General features: G+C 46.7%; 13 protein-coding genes and 1 tRNA gene. 10 read left to right on the plus strand and 4 right to left on the minus strand.

The features are described from left to right. Positions 1-89 precede the first annotated feature (89 nt). From IDJ77_RS24250 to IDJ77_RS24260, 3 genes are all read right to left on the minus strand, one after another. A complete protein-coding gene (locus IDJ77_RS24250; RefSeq protein ID WP_191191574.1) occupies positions 90-1,133 on the minus strand; it encodes an NAD(P)-dependent alcohol dehydrogenase in 1,044 nt (347 codons plus the stop codon). A gap of 147 nt (positions 1,134-1,280) precedes the next feature. Next, positions 1,281-2,432, minus strand: a complete 1,152-nt coding sequence (locus IDJ77_RS24255; protein ID WP_191191575.1) for a DUF3095 domain-containing protein — start codon at positions 2,430-2,432, stop codon at positions 1,281-1,283. Between the two features lie 65 nt (positions 2,433-2,497). Beyond that, on the minus strand, positions 2,498-3,487 hold the full coding sequence (locus IDJ77_RS24260; RefSeq protein ID WP_191191576.1) for a ligand-gated ion channel: 990 nt from the start codon (positions 3,485-3,487) through the stop codon (positions 2,498-2,500). Between the two features lie 322 nt (positions 3,488-3,809). Here IDJ77_RS24260 and IDJ77_RS24265 point away from each other — a divergent pair, with 322 nt between their 5' ends. From IDJ77_RS24265 to IDJ77_RS24290, 6 genes are all read left to right on the plus strand, one after another. Beyond that, on the plus strand, positions 3,810-4,376 hold the full coding sequence (locus IDJ77_RS24265; RefSeq protein ID WP_191191577.1) for a helix-turn-helix domain-containing protein: 567 nt from the start codon (positions 3,810-3,812) through the stop codon (positions 4,374-4,376). Between the two features lie 112 nt (positions 4,377-4,488). Beyond that, the gene (locus tag IDJ77_RS24270) at positions 4,489-6,369 is read left to right on the plus strand and encodes an ice-binding family protein (protein ID WP_191191578.1); all 1,881 of its coding nucleotides are present in this window, start codon (positions 4,489-4,491) and stop codon (positions 6,367-6,369) included. An 81-nt stretch (positions 6,370-6,450) separates the two neighbouring features. Continuing rightward, the gene (locus IDJ77_RS24275; protein ID WP_191191579.1) at positions 6,451-8,385 is read left to right on the plus strand and encodes an OmpA family protein; all 1,935 of its coding nucleotides are present in this window, start codon (positions 6,451-6,453) and stop codon (positions 8,383-8,385) included. Positions 8,386-8,558: 173 nt separating this feature from the next. Next, on the plus strand, positions 8,559-8,936 hold the full coding sequence (locus IDJ77_RS24280) for a response regulator (protein ID WP_191191580.1): 378 nt from the start codon (positions 8,559-8,561) through the stop codon (positions 8,934-8,936). A gap of 372 nt (positions 8,937-9,308) precedes the next feature. After that, on the plus strand, positions 9,309-11,777 hold the full coding sequence (locus IDJ77_RS24285; protein WP_191191581.1) for a TonB-dependent receptor: 2,469 nt from the start codon (positions 9,309-9,311) through the stop codon (positions 11,775-11,777). A gap of 5 nt (positions 11,778-11,782) precedes the next feature. Then, positions 11,783-13,000, plus strand: a complete 1,218-nt coding sequence (locus tag IDJ77_RS24290) for a PepSY-associated TM helix domain-containing protein (RefSeq protein WP_191191582.1) — start codon at positions 11,783-11,785, stop codon at positions 12,998-13,000. Positions 13,001-13,135: 135 nt separating this feature from the next. Here the strand turns inward: IDJ77_RS24290 and IDJ77_RS24295 are convergent. Beyond that, positions 13,136-13,209 (minus strand) — tRNA-Ala (locus tag IDJ77_RS24295). 198 nt (positions 13,210-13,407) lie between these two features. On the opposite strand from IDJ77_RS24295, the gene IDJ77_RS24300 reads away from it, so the two are divergent. The 4 genes from IDJ77_RS24300 (at position 13,408) to fbp (ending at position 17,590) form a co-directional block, all read left to right on the plus strand. After that, positions 13,408-13,908, plus strand: coding sequence for an RNA polymerase sigma factor (locus IDJ77_RS24300; RefSeq protein WP_191191583.1), 501 nt, complete (start codon positions 13,408-13,410; stop codon positions 13,906-13,908). An 18-nt stretch (positions 13,909-13,926) separates the two neighbouring features. Next, entirely contained in the window at positions 13,927-14,544 is a 618-nt protein-coding gene (locus tag IDJ77_RS24305; protein WP_191191584.1) for a hypothetical protein, read from the plus strand. Between the two features lie 353 nt (positions 14,545-14,897). Continuing rightward, the gene (pckA, locus tag IDJ77_RS24310) at positions 14,898-16,502 is read left to right on the plus strand and encodes a phosphoenolpyruvate carboxykinase (ATP) (RefSeq protein WP_191191585.1); all 1,605 of its coding nucleotides are present in this window, start codon (positions 14,898-14,900) and stop codon (positions 16,500-16,502) included. A gap of 32 nt (positions 16,503-16,534) precedes the next feature. Continuing rightward, entirely contained in the window at positions 16,535-17,590 is a 1,056-nt protein-coding gene (fbp, locus tag IDJ77_RS24315; protein WP_191191586.1) for a class 1 fructose-bisphosphatase, read from the plus strand. The last annotated feature ends 1 nt before the right edge of the window (position 17,591 follow it).

Below are 17,591 nucleotides of genomic sequence, written 5' to 3' on the forward strand. Positions count from 1 at the left end.
CTAAACAAATATCCCCCCAAATAAAACAGCCATCAGTTTTAGCTGATGGCTGTTTTAGAAAGTTGACTGTTAGTTTGTGCCCGACACCCTTACAACGTCGCCATATCTATCACAAACCTGTAGCGTACATCGCCTTTTTCCATGCGTTTGTAAGCGGTGTGGATGTCTTTGATGTCTATCAGTTCGATATCAGACACAATATTGTTTTCGGCACAGTAATCCAGCATTTCCTGGGTTTCTTTTATACCACCGATGCCCGAACCGGCGAGGCTTTTACGGCCACCCAAAAGGCTGAACGCTGCAACCGAGGCGGGCTCATTAGGGACGCCTACACATATCATAGTACCATTGGTACGCAGTAACGACAGGTACATATTAAAATCGTGCGGTGCCGATACCGTATCCAATATAAAATCAAAAGTGCCTGCAGCTGCTTTTATTTGCTCAGGGTCTTTTGTAACCACAAAATGGTGCGCACCAAGTTTTTTTGCATCTTCTTCTTTACTTGCCGAAGTGCTTAACACGGTAACTTCGGCGCCAAAGGCAACACCAAATTTAACCCCCATGTGGCCCAAACCGCCCAGGCCTAATACAGCCAGTTTATGGCCTTTACCCACTTTCCAGTGTTTTAATGGCGAATATGTGGTGATACCCGCGCAAAGCAATGGCGCAACAGCAGCCAGATCTACACCTTCTTTCAGTTGCAGTACAAACTCCTCGCGCACCACAATGGTGTTAGAGTAGCCACCGTAAGTAGGCATCGAGCCATCGCGCTCCATGCTGTTGTAGGTTTGGGTGCTGCCTTCCAGGCAATACTGCTCCAGGTCCTGTTTACAGTTTTCGCAAACCTGGCAGCTATCCACCATACAGCCGGTAGCGGCAAGGTCGCCTACTTTAAAGTTTTTCACGTGGTCGCCCACTTTTACTACGCGGCCAACAATTTCGTGGCCGGGCACCATCGGGAAGATCCCCGGGAACCAATCGTTTGTTATCTGGTGCAGATCTGAGTGGCACACACCGCAGAAAAGAATATCAAACTGTACATCGTGCGGGCCTACTTCGCGGCGCTCAAAGGTCCATGGCGCCAGAGGTGTTTTTTCGTCCTGTGCCGCGTAAGCTTTAGTTTCAATCATGGTAAATAAGTTTTTTCTAAGTGAGATTTTCGTTTAGCCGGTTGACTAAAACAAATATACAATCCAATAGATATATGGTGTTGATGCCGCGTGCATAAAAATGTTTATGACGGTTATAAGACAAACCGATAGGCCTCCTACAATCACCTACCTGCTTACCTTCCCCTTCAGCATCCTTGCTGCCTGGGTGTAGCCGCCTTCGGAGCCATCTACAAAGTGGATATGATCGTCCTTAAGGTCGCGCACGTAGCACGACATTACCGAGGCGCGGCTGATGTGCAGGCCGTATATGATCTTGCCCTCTGCCTCCAGCTTATCCAACACCTTTTGTAACGCCAGGCGCTGTTTGGCTGTGCCGGATATTACGGTGTTTATTTTGCCGTCGATAACCAGGGTATCAGCCATTTCTACCAGGCTTTGCAGGTAATGCTTCCCATTTTTGGTATGGAAGTAGATGTATCCATACAAGCCAAACATCCACGTTTTTAGCAATTGAAGCCATTTTATTTCGCCCAGCTTTACCATCATCTCGTTACTGAGCTTGGAGAACGTGCTGTTAAATTGCAGCTTGGCTACGGATATAGGCTGCCTTTTTTGCGGCAGGCCGTAGATCTCGTCCATAGCGTTCATCACATCCTTAAACACTACCGATTGGCGGTTACCATCGCGTGCAACAACCAGCAGGCTTACTACTTCCTCTTTGTTCTCGGGTGGAGCTATGCGGTCCCACCGGCATTGCATCCCGGTTAGGTCGGGCTCTTCTTCTGCGCCGGTATGGGGTGCCAGCATATAATCGTCGCCTTTGATGATCTTCTCGGCATAATTGATACCGTTACCCAATACCACGGGGATATAAAACACCTGCGAACTGCTGTATTTGGCAATGTGCAGCTGGTAGCCTTCGGCATATATTTTTTGTACGGGTACGGTGCCTGTGCGCAATTCGAGGTTGAAATTCTGTAGTGTATTTACCTTATATGCGGCCAGCGCAAGCATCACCTTATCTATAATAACGGGCGGCACAATAAAGGTTGCCCCATCCCCACCAAAAAAGAATGGCACTGTAACGCCCATGCCAAAGGCGATATTGAGTACCGATACGATACTGCCCGTAGCAATAAGATTAACAGTTTCGTGCGAGCCGCTCATCACCGCCTGGGTGGAGCTTTTGATATCGGTGATCACTATATGCCAGTCGGCCGGTACATCAGCAAAAAGCGCATCACTCGTCAGCAGATCGCCAAGGGGCATCCGGTTAACGGGTAATTGGGCATAAAACTGGCTGTTATCGGTTGGCATAAAAGATCGCTTATTTTATAGTTAATGTACGATTTTTTCGATGGAACGATTTAACCTCTTTGCCCTTATTGCGGTATCGCCGCAAGCACCGGCACATGGTTTGCCCCATAAATTAACCAGGCATTTACAAGCAAATAAACCAGCAGCAAAACCTGTGCGCACCAAAAATCAAACTTTTTGGCCTGGGCGATTTTCTCCAGCTTAACCAGCCGGAGCGAATAGGCGGTACAAATAATAACAGTAAGTATAAATAATAAGGTGAGGCCGTGCAGGCTATCTACCAGCGTAAAGGTGGTAGACTCGGGCAGCGTAGAATCGATAATGTACTTGTTACCGATAACCGCGAACAATGCACCTACACTAAGCCCAAAGCGCGAATCGATACTATCAGTATGGATATAAAAACACATGTAGGCGATGAGGAAGGCTACATACATGCCCAAAAACATCTTCCAGAACAGGCCCATGGCATCGCGGTCTATCTGAAGGCGCACCCTGAAATTGCTATACTCGGTATGGGGTTTGGCAAGGCTTTCGTCGCCAAAAGCTGTTTCGTATTTTTTTATGCCGGTTTTTATGTCGAGGCTGTCAACCCGCCAGCCGCGCAGGGTAAAGCGCGGGTCGAAATGCTTGCCAAGCGTATCCACCCTAAACACCAGCGCGTCCGAATCGAACTGTGAATTTTCGATAGAAAAGCGAAGCTTCTGCTTATCAAATGGGAAATTATCTATCGCCCAGGAATCTTTCATTACGCATTGCAACTTCATTAACAGGTACACCTGCCCGCCGGTAGTATCAATAGTAGAGAAGGACGTGGTGTACGACTTTGCCTGCGGCACTTCCAGGTTGTGCAGAAAATCAAACTTCTTGTTTTTATACTTTAACCATAGCCACAGGTTGAGGCTGTACTCTTTATCTTTAAAGTTGATATCGTGGATGCTGGTAATGTAAACCCCGGTAAGTACGGTATCGGGCGTGGTTTTTTGGGCGATGGCCGGCGAGCATATTACTATTGATGTAATAAAAGCTGCAACGGCGAATAACTGTTTTAACATAGGGCTGTATTGGATAGGTTAAAAATAGGGATTTTTATCTTAAATATTTACCCGGCATCTCCGGCGGAGAATATTCGTTAAAGCGCTAATAAAGTCCTAAATACCATCCATAATTAATTATAACTTAAATATATTACCCTGATGTAAAAGGCGGACCAAAAAAACTAAGGCTTTAAATTCTCCACCGTTCCGTATATTCCCAATTAGAATACTTGCATGGCAGTGCCAAAAAGCATTATTATTAAATTATTGTTAAAAAGGCGGTGTCACTCAAAAAACGGCAACACCAATCGGGGCATTTGTTTTGCACGCTCTTTCCCGAATGATATTCTATATAAAAAACATGGTGTGCATGAGCTGCCAGGTGGTGGTAAAGTACGAATTAGAGAAACTGGGGCTAACCCAGCACAAGGTTGAGCAGGGAAACGTAGAAATATTTGAGCCCATTTCTGCCGAGCAGATCCTGGAGTTTAAGCTGGCGCTTATCCGCTCCGGGATGGAATTGATGGATAATAAGAAGAACCTTCTGGTGGAAAAGATCGTATACGTGATAACAGAAATGATAGATTACGGCCAAAACGAACTAAAAACAAATTTCTCTTACCATTTGAGCGAAAAACTAAACCATGATTATACCTACCTGGCCAATATATTCTCGGAAGCAAAGGGCACTACGATAGAACAGTTTATTATCCTCAAAAAAATACAGCGGGTAAAACAACTTATTTGTGATAAAGAACTCAACCTGACAGAAATATCCTGGAAGATGCACTATAGCAGCGTTGCCCACCTATCCACCCAGTTTAAAAAGATTACTGGTGTAACCCCCTCCCATTTCAAACAATCGGGCTGCAATAGTGAAACTTTGCCCCAAATGTGTGAATTATAGAACATTTTTAAATAGTTGTGTAACATCCCGGCCCCACACTGGGTGTAGGTTTGTAGCGTCCCGGCGTTTTGTCTAAAAACTCCTCGGCTCTCATTCCTACTAAAAATATTACATGACCAAAAAAACTACTTTCCCCGCCGGCGGCAATTTGATGCTTCCGCGTAAAAACCACTCCGGCATCTTCAAAGCGATTTGTATGCTGGCCTTAGCCGTTACTTTTCTTTCAGCCTGTAAAAAAGACGATTACAAAGGCGAAATAGTTGGCGACTGCCCCGTGGTAGTGAGCACCGATCCGGCTGATAAAGCTGTAGATGTTGCCCTCGCTAAGGTAATAACGGTAACCTTTAATACCGGCATGGCCAAATCAACCCTAACCGATAAAACTTTTATTATTAAACAAGGCGCTACGGTAGTTGCCGGTACTATTGCCGCAACGGCAGATACTAAGGTATATACCTTTACCCCTGCACAGCCGCTATCACCTTTTGCCGTTTATACGGGCACCATTACAACCGGCGCTACCGATACGCTGCGCACCGCCATGGTAGCCGATTACGTGTGGAGCTTTACCACTATCCCGCAGGTAACCCTATCATTTGCCCCGGCTTTGGGCGGTACTACTACCGGTGGCGGCGCATTTGCGCAGGGCTCAACGGTAACCGTTACCGCTACGCCAAGTGCAGGCTACGCGTTTACCAACTTTACCGAAAACGGCACGGTGGTTTCCACAAGCTCCAGCTACCAGTTTGTTATGGCGGGCAATAGGGCATTAATTGCCAACTTCACGCTCATCCCGGCTTCGCAATTCGCAGTGGTATTATCATCATTACCTGTAGCAGGCGGTACAACCAATGGCTCGGGCGCATTCAATGCCGGCAGCACGGTAACGGTAAGTGCCACTCCAAACGCTGGCTACACCTTTGTAAACTGGACGGATAACGGCAACGTAGCATCTACCAGTTCCAGCTATCAATTTATTTTAACGGCTAATCGCAGCCTGGTTGCACATTTTGCGGCTATACCGGCATCGCAATTTGCGCTGGTATTAAACTCGAGCCCGGCAGCGGGTGGTTCAACCACCGGTTCAGGGGCGTACAGTTCCGGCACCAACGTATCGGTAACCGCAACGGCAAACCCGGGTTACAGCTTTACCTCATGGAGCGGCGATGCATCGGGATCAAACAATCCGCTTACAGTTACCATGAACGCCAATAAAAACATCACGGCAAACTTTACGCAGATAGTTGTTACCATACCGCCGGCTCTTGGCGCTATTGCACCATTTGGCGCATTTGGTGGTAATGCAGGCGTAACCAACCAGGGCCTGAATACCATCATTAATAATGGAGGTATAGGTACTACCGCCGCATCTACCTTAATAACCGGTTTCCATGACGGTACCAATGGCGACATTTATACCGAAACACCTTTAAACGTGGGTAATTCAACCGGCGGGATATTTACTGCACCACCGGCACCGGGTACTGCTACCTCTTTTGCAACGGCTACACAAGCGCTTTTAGCTGCTAACGTTGCTTACAACAGCATTTCCCCAGCCTCCAAACCGGGCGGTATCGATCCGGGCGCAGGCGAACTGGGCGGCTTAACTTTAGCACCGGGCATTTACAAATCTGCCAGCGGCACGTTTAAAATAACCAATGGCAACCTGGTACTGGATGCCAAAGGCGACCCGAACGCAACCTGGATATTCCAGACAGCGGCAGGGCTTACAGTAGGTGTTGCAGGCCCGGCTGGTGCCCGCAGCGTTACGCTCATCAACGGCGGCCAGGCCAAAAATGTGTTCTGGTACGTTGGTACCGCAGCTACCATTAACGGCGCAGGCGGCGGCATCATGACGGGGACCATCATCGCATCGGCAGGTGTTACTTTTTCTACAGCAGGTAATGCGGTACAAACGGTATTAAATGGCCGGGCAATATCATTGGTAGCCTCGGTTACCATGGTAAACACCACCATAAACGTTCCGCAATAACATCCAATTTGATCAATAGGTAAAAGCCCCTTCGGGGGCATTATCTAACCGTACGCAAAACACATTTTAAAAAGACATCCTATGTTACCCATAAATAAAATCATCTCAAAAGCCATCATTTGTTTACTGATGGTAATAGTGGCCGGCACAGCGGCTAAAGCACAAACCACGCAACCTACCTGGTGGTTTGGCGTATCGGGCGCGGCCAACTTTAACATTTATAACGGTACTACACAGCACCTCACCAATTCTTTAACTGCGCCTACCGCGTTCCATAAGGGCAATGGCGTACGCCCTTACGGTTCCATACTAATGGAATATCGCCCAAAGAGCGTTTTAGGCCTGATGCTGAACGTGGCTTATGATGGCCGCGGCGGTAAATTTAAAGATGTAGTTGCCCCCTGCAACTGCCCGGCTACTTTAGGTACCAGCGCAAGCTACGTGGCTATCGAGCCCAGCATCCGTTTAGGCGGTGCTTCGGGTTTATACTTTTTTGCAGGCCCGCGTATTGCCTTTAACGTAAACAGCGATTTTGCTTACACCCAGCTTAAACAACCTAATACTAACGGCGAGTTTAGCGCTATGCGTAAATCATTGGTTTCGGGCCAGGTTGGGCTTGGTTATGATATCATGACCTCTTCGGCAGCCAGCACTACCAAGGTAAGCATCTCTCCTTTTGTTTCCTTCCACCCTTACTTCGGGCAGGATCCGCGGAGTATCGAAAGCTGGAACATCAGTACCGTTCGCGCAGGTGTAGCACTAAAATTTGGCAAAGCAAGCAAACTTGCACCTGCCGAAGTTACCGTAACACCAGCCCCTATACACGATTTTGCGTTTAATGTAAGGGCACCATTGGCCGCACCGTTAAAACGCCAGGTAAGCGAAACCCTGCCATTGCGTAATTCGGTGTTTTTTGATGAAGGCTCAACCCAGCTTTCGCCAAGGTATATTACGCTGACAAGCAGCCAGGCCGCCGGTTTTAAGGAAAGCCAGCTGCAGAACGAGCAGTCGGCTGATATGTCGGGCCGCTCTGCAAGGCAGTTAACCGTTTACCATAACATCCTCAATATATTGGGCGACAGGCTGCGTGCCAATCCTGATGCCAGCATCACCCTTACCGGTGCATCCGGCGCAGGCGCCGCAGAAGGTAAAACACTTGCCGAAAACGTAAAGCAATATTTAGTTACCACATTTGGTATAGGTGCCAATAGAATAGCAATCGCAGGCCGCACGAAACCGGTTATCCCATCAGAACAACCGGGCGGTACCAAAGAACTGGTGCTTTTACGCGCCGGCGACCGCCGGGTAGATATCACCAGCACTTCGCCGCAATTGCTGATGGAAGTTGGCGGAGGCATGATGAGGCCTATCCAGATAAATACCACGCAGATAAACCCACTGGATAGCCAGGTGGTGCTGAATATCGATAGTGCACAGCAGTTGCTTAAATCATGGTCGGTAGATGTTACTGACGACAAAGGTACTGCACAGCATTACGGCCCCTACACCCGCAACCAGGAAAGCATTCCGGCTGCCAGTATTTTGGGCAGCAACACCGCCGGCGATTATAAACTGGTAATGACCGGCGAAACCCGCAAGGGCTTGCCGATACGGAAAGAAAGCACCCTGCATTTGGTACGCCAGGACGAAGCCCCAACCAAAGGCCTGCGTTATAGCATTTTGTACGATTTTGACAGCTCGAACTCTACAAACGCCTACGATAAGTTCCTGACGGATGTAGTGGCTACGTCCATTATAGATGGCTCTACCGTAATTATACACGGGCATACCGATATAATTGGTGTGGATGAGTATAACATGCAATTATCAAAAGACCGTGCGCGCGATGTAAAGACAACTTTAGAACGCGCCTTAACCGCGGCAGGCAAAACCAATGTAAAATTTGAAACATTAGGCTTTGGCGAAGATACCGGCAACGCCCCGTTTGAAAATAATACGCCCGAAGAACGCTTTTACAACCGTACCGTTATTATTGATATAGTACCGGTTAAGTAGTTAGCGATAAGCGTGTACTTTACCTAAAAAGCCGGCTTCAGCGTAAAACCTGGAGCCGGCTTTCTTTTGAGCGCGGTTTGAAAAAGATTTATTATATTGACATGCTTGTTACACACGGCAATTGCCATTTCTACAATAGTTAATAAAGTTGCGTATCTTTATAAAAAATTAATGTGTTGAAGAAAAAAGTGTTGATTATTGAAAACGACCAGGATATAAGGAATATTGTGGAATTTATTTTGGAGGAACAAGGTTTTGAAACAATGAGCACCCCGGAGCCGGAAGACTTATCGGAGATCACCACTTTTAAACCTGATGTTATCTTGCTCGACGAATTCATTAACAGCCGGCCCGGGCACCGTCTGTGCCTGAAGATCAAAAGGATAGAAAGCCTGAGGCATATTCCGGTTATCATCCTTTCTACTGCCAACAACATTGAATTAATAGCCACCGAATGCGAGGCCAACGACTACATCAGCAAGCCATTTGATATAGAACATATGTTGGGTAAAGTTGTAAAACTTATTGACCATCAACCCCTGGCATATTAATCAGCATACGCTGACAGCTTTCAGCATAAGGTATTCCAGCATCACAAACAGGTGGATGTGCTCTACATCTGCTACAATAACTATTCGCACAAATATTATGATGCAAGGAATCTGGCAATCGTAGAGGACTTCACCCCAGCCAATTCCCATACAAGCTTCACGCTCAACCCACCAATTCGCGTTAAGCGCTTTTAAATTTATTCATCGGTAAAAAATCTAAAGTTTAACGGGTTATTTGTGGCTTGGCTGTATCTGCCAGATATCGTTACAACTTGATTAGCGACAGCCCCACTCAAAAAATCTTAAAAATTTATAGGCGCTTTTAAAAATTACGCTTATTATTGCGTCGTTATTTTTAATTAGTCTAAATAAATGAAACATACTCTTACCCCTCTCTTAACTTTCTTAATTCTTATCTCATCTTTTTCTGCTTTCCCGCAGCAAGCCACACATCCCGCAGTTATCAGCGGTTACATCCAAGACAGTAACGGGGAGCGTTTAGCCGGTGCTACCATATTCGTAACCGGCACGCAAATATCTGCGGCAACAAATACAAGCGGGGCATACAAGTTACAGGTACCTCCCGGTAAATATATTTTGCGTTACTCCTTTATTGGGCTTAATACCTTAACCAAACAAATAGACATCGCATCGGGAGCGAACCTGAAACTTGATGTGCTATTAACAACAGGTAGCAATGCTTTGCAGGGCGTAGAAATTACAGGCCGCAAAGAAAAAACCTACAAAACCAAATCAACCTTTATAGGCAATAAAACCGAAACGGATATTAAAGACCTGCCGCAATCAGTATCCTATGCCAGTAAAGAGCTCATGGCCGACCAGGGAGCCGTGCGTGTAGGGGACGTGGTTAAAAACTTTAGCGGTGTGAGCCAGTTTACCTTTTACGACGACCTTACCATCAGGGGTTTCCGTGTAAACGGCCAAAGCAACACGCAGTTGGTGAACGGCTTACGTACCAGTACGGGTTTCTGGAAACAACCCTTAACCAACTACCTGGAACGTGTTGAAGTGCTGAAAGGCCCTTCGTCTGCCTTGTATGGCAATGCCAGCCCGGGCGGCGTGGTAAACCGGGTAACCAAAAAACCGCTTAATGAAACCCGGAAATCTATCAGCCTTTCGCTGGGCAGCTTCAATACATTCAGGGCACTTGCCGATTTCACCGGCCCGGCCAACAAGGATAGCTCACTTTTATACCGCTTAAACCTGGGATATGAGGATGCTAATTCCTTCCGGGACCTGCAATTCGATAAAAACGTTATCGTTGCTCCATCTCTTTCTTTTATCGCGTCGCCTAAAACACGCATCAATTTCGATCTGGTATACAATAGTTCGCGCAGCCGGCTCGATCGCGGGCAGGCAGTAATCGGGAACGATCTCTTCTCCACCCCACAATCCCTTGCCTTAAGCGCCGGCAATGATTTTTTGAACGAACAGACTTATATTGTTACGCTATCTTTAAACCATCAGTTCAACAGCAAATTAAGCTTTAATGCCGGTTACTCTAAAACAGGCTACCAGGAGGATCTTTATGAACACCGCAGCGCCAATGCTTATGCAAAAGATAAGCTTGGGAACGATATACCCAACCTGGTTGCCATGCAGCTTTTCCAGCGTAAACGAAAACGCTATATTGATAATTTTAGCGGTTACTTCAACTACAACGAAAAAACGGGCCCAATTGAGCATAAAATAGTAGTAGGTTATGATTATGGCAGCGAGAAAATGCCGGTGGGGGCTTCCCAACTTACCGCATCGGGCTATCGCAATGCGTCTAATACCGGTACAATTACCAATTACGTTGCCAAAGACAGTCTTAAATATCTTAGGGATACAAAAGGCAACCCGGTACCCAACGTAGCATCGTTTAACTTAAATGATATTTTAAGCTCCCAGCGCCTGCAGGACGATAGCAAATCGTTTTTTGCGCCAACTGCGCTGGCGCCAACTTATTATTATCTCCATGCAGGTTATGCACAGGACCAGTTAAAGCTTGGTCGTTTACAAGCCCTGATTGGCATACGCTACGAGTACTATACCGATTTTGTAAACTACGCCGCTCCAACACAAGCAAAAACGCATTCGAGTGCCTGGCTGCCCCGGTTTGGCCTGGTTTATACAGCATCCAAAAACATCAATATTTACAGTACCTATGTAATGGGTTATAATCCCCAAACGGCAGCAACCATAGCCAACCCTAATGCCGGTGGGCCATTTGACCCGGTTACCAGCAACATGATAGAATTGGGGGCTAAAAGCAGCTGGCTGGATGACAGGCTTTCTATCACCACATCCATTTACCAGATAGAACAGAAGAACACGCTCTACAATGCTAATGTGGCCGGCCAGCCCGATTTGCTGAGGCCTGTAGGTAAAGAACGTTCGAGAGGTGTTGAATTTGATATCACCGGGCGGATAACACCCTACTGGAGCATATTGGCTTCCTATGCTTATAATGATGCAAAAATAACAGAAAGCGGTGTTGTCACCGAAGTAGGGCAGCAAAAACCAAACGCCCCCAAGAACATGGCCAATATCTGGACCCGCTATAACTTCACAAAAGGAACACTAAGCGGCCTGGGCCTGGGCTTAGGCGCCAACTATGTTGATAAGCGGATGCTATCTATCAATGTAACGCAAAGCATCCCTTCTTACACCCTGGTTGATGCCGCCTTATTCTACAACATTGGCAAAGTGCAGTTGCAGTTTAATGCAAATAACCTCACCGGTAAAAAATACTGGGTAGGCGGATATGATTATATCCGATTGTTCCCCGGCGCGCCATCCAACTACCTGTTAACATTAACTTATACATTTAACTAATAGCTATGCAATTTTGGAAACGGTTTAAAGCAGTTGCCGCCTGGCTACATTTGTGGCTGGGGCTGGCTACCGGAGTAGTTATTGTAATTGTATCGGTAACCGGTTGCGTACTTGTTTTTGAAGACGAGCTGTTTGACTTTTTTCACCGGGACCTGGTAGAGGTTAAACAAACCGGACAGCCAAAAGCCGTTTCTGAATTAATGGCCGTAGCGCAACGCACCTTAGGTAAAAGCAAACCCATTACCGATATCAGGATAAACGAGGATGGCCACAGCTATGTATTTTCGGCAAGCAAGGTCAATAAGGCTAAGGCTATTACGCTAAGCTATTTTAGCCAGTTTAAATACCGCGACGATGTATATGTAAACCCCTATAACGGGAAAGTGCTTGGGGTGATAGACGTGCGTTATGAATTTTTTAATGTTACCGAACAATTGCACAGGCAGCTATTGCTGGTTAAACCTGTTGGTAGTGTTGTTATTGGCTGTTGCGTTTTGATCTTCCTGCTCATGTTGGTTACCGGCTTTATTTTGTGGCTACCTAAAAACTTAAAACAATTTAAAAAAAACGTTACCATTAAATGGGGAGCTAAATGGAAACGGGTAAACTACGATTTGCATAACAGCTTTGGCTTTTATGTGTTACCGATAGCCATTGTTATAACTGTTACCGGGCTTACCTGGTCGTTTAAATGGTGGGAAAAGGGTATCTATCAAATCCTTGGATCTAAAAAGCCGGTGGTGCTTGTCCGCAAGGCACCTCCGGTTACCCCTGCCGATACCACCGGAAACCACCTCGACCTGATGCTGGCTACGCTCCAGCACAAACTTGAGGGTAATTACCGGACGATAGGCCTTAATTTGCCCGATAAAGGCGAGCACACTATGATGGCTTTTGTATACCTTAAAAACCGCACAGACGGGTGGCGCAACCTAAGTTACTATTATTTTGACAGCCGTACCGGCAAGCTATTTGATCAGCTGGAACATGCGAAAAAACCACTGGGCCTAAAATGGCGCAACTCTAATAAGGATATCCATACAGGAAGAATTTACGGGTTACCAACACAGCTGCTGGCGCTGCTGGCAGCACTTATTTGCGCATCGCTGCCCATAACAGGTTTTATGATATGGTGGGGCAAACGGAAAAAGACCAAAAAAGCAACGCCATTCCGCAGGCGGCATCTTCAACAGCCCGTATTGCAAAACGCCGAAAGCCAATAATAAGACCATCCATGATTTTCCCTGGTGCTTAGGTAGCCTGTTATAGGCACCAAACCCAGGCGTATTTAGCCATAAAGCTAAGCAGATAGCAATAAACAAAAAAAGCCTGACCTTTCGGTCAAGCTTTTTTTGTTGTGGAGAATATCGGAGTCGAACCGATGACCTCTTGCATGCCATGCAAGCGCTCTAGCCAGCTGAGCTAATCCCCCGGTAATTTCCCATTGGGGTCGCAAATATATTAAACCCTCCGTTAAAAAAAAATTCAAAGTTCAATTATTTATCAGGCAGTGATCCAATACTGCTTAATAAGCTAAAGCGGCATCAAAATATTTTTTAGTTTTAATGTAGTGTTTTGATTTTTCTACATACTAATTGGGTATAACAATTGAATATTTCTTTTAAATATCATGCAAACTATACCGGGCGATAAATTCATTAACCTCATCAATAATAATATTGGCATCATCCATAAGATATGCAATATCTATTTTGCTGATGCCGACGACCGGAAGGATGCCTACCAGGAAATATTGTACCAGTTATGGCGCTCATATGCCGGCTTTAAAGGCGATGCTAAATTTTCTACCTGGATGTATAAAGTCGCGCTGAATACGGCCATCACTTATTCCAAAAAAGGAAGCCGCGGGCACAACATAAGTACCCTGCCGGAAAATTGGGACCAGGTTGCCGTAAGCGATGAGCAACAACACGTAAACGAGCGGATGGCAGTGCTCTACGCCGCTATTAACACGCTAAACGCAACCGATAAGGCAATTACCCTGCTATATCTGGAGGATAACAGTTACGAGGAGATTGCCACCATAACAGGCCTTAGCAAAACCAATGTGAGCGTAAGGCTGGTACGCATAAAAAAAAGCCTTAAGGAAAAACTGAAAAATATTATTTAACCAAAAAACACACAAATCATGGAACCATTTGATGAGGTAAAAAACCTCTGGCAGCAAAACACAGCCCAGGCAGCAGATGCCTCTTTATTACAGCAGCAGGACGTTACAGGCATTATTAAACAAAGAGTGAAAAAAGAGAAGGAAAACATTGCCGGATACTTTTGGCTCTCGCTTACATTCCACATTATTATTTACTCCTTCAGCAGCTATCTGCTTATAAAATATTGGGGCGATACGCAAATTACTGTGCTGACCGCCGTTGGGGTGTTACTTTATATCCCTTTAACCATTATTTTGATGAGGAAGTTTAAGGCGCTGTACCAACCGGCCGCTGCGGCAGACGACAACATCCGCACCTACGTGGGCAAGCAGTATAAAACTTTAAGCGAGTTCTTCTCCTTCAAAAAAAGGTTTGATGTTGCCTCCGTCCCGCTAACCTCTGTTATATTAACCGGAATATTATTTAAGCTTTACGTAACAGGCGGCATAGCGGCACATTTGCCTGCGGCATGGGCAAGCTGTTTGGCAATGCTGTTTATTTATGGCCTGGCCGCCTGGGCCGAAAATAAAAAGCATTTTACCAACCCGCTAAAGCGCCTCCGCTTCCTGCTGGAGGATATGGAAAGCAACGCTTAGGCAAGTCGGTTAAACTTCCTTCATCATTCCGCGGTTATCGCTGCATATCTTCACCCGCCTGCACTGTTAAGGGTTAACAGCAGGTGGGTAAAGATGTTCCATTCCCCTCTCTCTTTGTTGAAACCAACAAGCCCCCACTAACTTTAAAAGGTTTATAATAAATGTAAAGCCAACAGTACTTAGTGTATCGAAATTTATTTTAAAAAATAAATTTACCATTATAATATACTTATATTCAACTGTTTAAATAGTGTGTAAAAAATACATTATGTAAATAAATATTAAAAAACACTTGTTTCTTAGTGTTTTTTAAGCCTAATTTTGGGGCAACCAATTATAAACTTTTAACCTTAATGAATACAAATAATAACCGGGTGCCCCAATTAGGGTATCTCAACCTGGCTAATGGCCATGCTGTTTTATACCAGCTGAACCCCGCACAATTAATTGAAGCGGCCATCAAACGCAACGAAGGTATTTTAAGCGATTCGGGCGCGCTCGCGATAGATACCGGTACCTTCACTGGCCGGTCGCCCAAAGATCGTTTTATTGTAGACGACCACATCAGCCACGATAACGTGTGGTGGGGAGCGGTCAATTTTAAATTCGACGGCGCGAGGTTCAATACGCTCTTTAAAAAAATGACACAGTACCTAGCGCAAAAAGAAATATTTGTGCGCGATAGCTGCGCCTGCGCCAATGAAGATTATCATATCGATATCCGCGTGGTAACCGAAACCGCTTACCAGAATTTGTTTGTACACCACCTGTTCATCAGGCCCGAGGTTGCCAACCCCGATGGAAGGCCCGAATGGACCATCATCGCCGCGCCCGGCTTCGCTGCCGACCCGGAGATAGATGGCACCCGCCAAAAGAATTTCACCATCATCAGCCTCAGCAAAAAAACCATACTGATAGGCGGCACCGGCTACACCGGCGAAATAAAGAAAGCCATTTTCACCGTGCTCAACTTTACCCTCGCGCATGATAAACAAGTACTGCCTATGCACTGCGCCGCCAATACGGGTGTTAACGGCGATACTGCCATTTTCTTCGGTCTATCGGGAACGGGCAAAACCACCTTATCGGCAGATCCTGAACGCCGCCTGATCGGCGATGACGAACACGGCTGGAGCGATCACTCGATATTCAATTTCGAGGGCGGCTGCTATGCCAAATGCTCGGGCTTAACTGCCGAAAAAGAGCCGCAGATCTTCCGCGCCATTACATACGGAGCTTTGCTGGAGAACGTAAACTTTACACCCGGCACCCGCACGGTCAACTTTGATAATATCGATAAAACAGAGAATACCCGCGTGGCCTATCCCCTGTCGAATGTAAATAATGCGGTTATCCCGTCGGTAGGCGCGTCGCCCAAAAATATTTTCTTTTTAACTGCGGATGCTTTCGGCATCCTACCGCCCATTTCTAAACTAAACGCCGAGCAGGCAATGTATCACTTTATCTCGGGCTATACAGCCAAAGTAGCGGGCACCGAAACAGGTGTTACCGAGCCAAAGCTTACGTTTTCGGCCTGTTTCGGCGAGGCCTTCCTGCCCCTGCACCCCGTGGCCTACGCCAACCTGCTGGGCAAAAAAATTAATGACAACCAGGTGAACGTTTGGCTGGTAAACACCGGGTGGACAGGCGGCGCCTACGGTACCGGGCAGCGCATTAAGCTCTCCTACACCCGCGCCATGATCAGCGCCGCCATAAATGGAAAGCTGGACAATGTTACCTATCGCCGGCACCCGATATTTAAAACCATGATGCCTGCCACATGCCCCAACGTACCTGATGATGTGCTCGACCCAAAAAACACCTGGCGAAGCGAAAACGAATACGAGGAAAGCGCCAACAAGCTGGCGGAGGCCTTTAACAACAACTTCCGCAAATACCTTAACGATGATACCGCGCACCTGTTAGCGGCGGGCCCGGTTGCAATACAGGCGGTTTAAAAGATCCATCAACCATATATTAAAATACATTTATGCCAAAGGTTACTACTTTAGGTCAGTTTATTATTGAGAAACAAGCCGATTTCCCCTATGCCAAGGGGGAACTTTCGCGCTTGTTGAGAGATATTGCCATAGCCGCCAAAATTGTAAACCGGGAGGTGAACAAAGCCGGGCTAATGGATATTTTGGGGCAGGCGGGGAGCACCAACATCCAAGGAGAAAGCCAGCAGAAGCTGGATATTTTTGCGAACGAGCAGTTCATTTCGGCGCTTACCAGCGGCGGGGAATGCTGCATCGTAGCATCCGAAGAAAATGAAGACATCATCATTATCGACCCGAAAGACAGGAAGGCCGGCAAGTACGTGGTGGCTATCGATCCGCTCGACGGCTCGTCTAACATTGATGTAAACGTGCCGGTGGGTACTATTTTTTCTATCTACCGGCGAAAAGATTTTGATACCGCGCCCGGCCTCGCCGATGTACTGCAAAAAGGCACCGAACAGGTGGCCGCTGGCTATATCATCTACGGCTCCTCTACCATGCTGGTTTACACCACCGGCAGGGGCGTTAACGGCTTCACGCTCGACCCATCCATCGGCGAGTTCTGCCTCTCCCACCCCGGGATGCGAATTCCCGAGGATGGCACCATCTACTCCATCAACGAAGGTTATTACATGCATTTTCCGAAAGGGGTTAAGCAGTACATTAAATATTGCCAGGAGGAGGACAGGTCTACCAAGCGCCCTTACACATCGCGCTATATTGGCTCCATGGTGGCCGATATTCACCGCAACCTCATCAAAGGCGGTATTTTCATCTACCCATACACTGCCGCCACGCCATCGGGCAAACTAAGGCTTGTATACGAGTGCAACCCCATGGCGTTTATTATAGAGCAGGCAGGCGGCAGGGCAACCAACGGGAGCGTCCGCATACTAAGCATGGAGGTTGACGAGTTGCATCAGCGCACCCCGGTTTTTATCGGCTCAAAAAACATGGTGATCCATGCCGAGGAATTTATGCGGGAAGCCATCGAACTATCCTTTGCTTATGATGAAAGCCAGGGCTTCCCTTTCGCGGCAGATTAGC

Source organism: Mucilaginibacter pankratovii, from assembly GCF_014773265.1.
Taxonomy (GTDB): Bacteria; Bacteroidota; Bacteroidia; order Sphingobacteriales; family Sphingobacteriaceae; genus Mucilaginibacter; species Mucilaginibacter pankratovii.

Coding starts and splice junctions, on each gene's coding strand:
- IDJ77_RS24250 (WP_191191574.1), bottom strand. CDS start 1,133: ATGATTGAAACTAAAGCTTACGCGGCACAGGACGAAAAAACACCTCTG.
- IDJ77_RS24255 (WP_191191575.1), bottom strand. CDS start 2,432: ATGCCAACCGATAACAGCCAGTTTTATGCCCAATTACCCGTTAACCGG.
- IDJ77_RS24260 (WP_191191576.1), bottom strand. CDS start 3,487: ATGTTAAAACAGTTATTCGCCGTTGCAGCTTTTATTACATCAATAGTA.
- IDJ77_RS24265 (WP_191191577.1), top strand. CDS start 3,810: ATGATATTCTATATAAAAAACATGGTGTGCATGAGCTGCCAGGTGGTG.
- IDJ77_RS24270 (WP_191191578.1), top strand. CDS start 4,489: ATGACCAAAAAAACTACTTTCCCCGCCGGCGGCAATTTGATGCTTCCG.
- IDJ77_RS24275 (WP_191191579.1), top strand. CDS start 6,451: ATGTTACCCATAAATAAAATCATCTCAAAAGCCATCATTTGTTTACTG.
- IDJ77_RS24285 (WP_191191581.1), top strand. CDS start 9,309: ATGAAACATACTCTTACCCCTCTCTTAACTTTCTTAATTCTTATCTCA.
- IDJ77_RS24290 (WP_191191582.1), top strand. CDS start 11,783: ATGCAATTTTGGAAACGGTTTAAAGCAGTTGCCGCCTGGCTACATTTG.
- IDJ77_RS24300 (WP_191191583.1), top strand. CDS start 13,408: ATGCAAACTATACCGGGCGATAAATTCATTAACCTCATCAATAATAAT.
- IDJ77_RS24305 (WP_191191584.1), top strand. CDS start 13,927: ATGGAACCATTTGATGAGGTAAAAAACCTCTGGCAGCAAAACACAGCC.
- pckA (WP_191191585.1), top strand. CDS start 14,898: ATGAATACAAATAATAACCGGGTGCCCCAATTAGGGTATCTCAACCTG.
- fbp (WP_191191586.1), top strand. CDS start 16,535: ATGCCAAAGGTTACTACTTTAGGTCAGTTTATTATTGAGAAACAAGCC.